Annotated in this window: 1 pseudogene; it reads left to right on the forward strand. The window is 43.4% G+C overall.

The features are described from left to right. A pseudogene (locus D8787_RS11740) lies at positions 1–915 on the forward strand (YSIRK signal domain/LPXTG anchor domain surface protein); the annotation flags it as partial.

Below are 915 nucleotides of genomic sequence, written 5' to 3' on the forward strand. Positions count from 1 at the left end.
CAGCTCTTACAACAATCGTTAAAAATGGTGAAAATGGCCAAACACCGAAAGTTAAAGCAGAACGTGATGAAGCTAAGAAACAAACGACTCTCACCTTCTACATTGATAAAGATGGCGATGGTAATTACACAGAAGGAACAGATACGCTCGTTCAAACATCAATTGTCAAAGATGGACAAGACGGAGCAGCTGGACAAGCAGGACGTGATGGTAAAGAAGTATTAAACGGAAAAGTAGATCCAACACCAAGAGACGGTAAAGATGGCGATAGCTTCGTTAATACTGCCACAGGAGATGTCTTCGTTAAGAAGAACAATACTTGGGAACAAGCAGGCAACATCAAAGGTCCAAAAGGTGACAAGGGAGAAAATGGTCGTGATGGCTTCACACCAGAGGTAAGTGTCACAGACAACCATGATGGCACACACCATCACTATCACTCAACCAGAAGGACGTCCAGCTCTTACAACAATCGTTAAAAATGGAGAAAATGGCCAAACACCAAAAGTCAAAGCTGTTCGTGATGAAGCTAAAAAACAAACTACTCTAACCTTCTACATTGACAAAGATGGCGATGGAAACTATACAGAAGGCACAGATACGCTCGTTCAAACATCCATCGTTAAAGACGGCCAAGACGGAGCAGCAGGTCAAGCAGGACGTGACGGTAAAGAAGTATTAAACGGAAAAGTAGATCCAACACCAATAGACGGTAAAGATGGCGATAGCTTCGTTAATACTGCCACAGGAGATGTCTTCGTTAAGAAGAACAATACTTGGGAACAAGCAGGCAACATCAAAGGTCCAAAAGGTGACAAGGGAGAAAATGGTCGTGATGGCTTCACACCAGAGGTAAGTGTCACAGACAATCACGATGGAAGCCATACCATTACCATTACCCAACCAGAAGGTCGT

It is taken from the genome of Streptococcus mitis (assembly GCF_003944325.1).
Taxonomy (GTDB): domain Bacteria; phylum Bacillota; class Bacilli; order Lactobacillales; family Streptococcaceae; genus Streptococcus; species Streptococcus mitis_CW.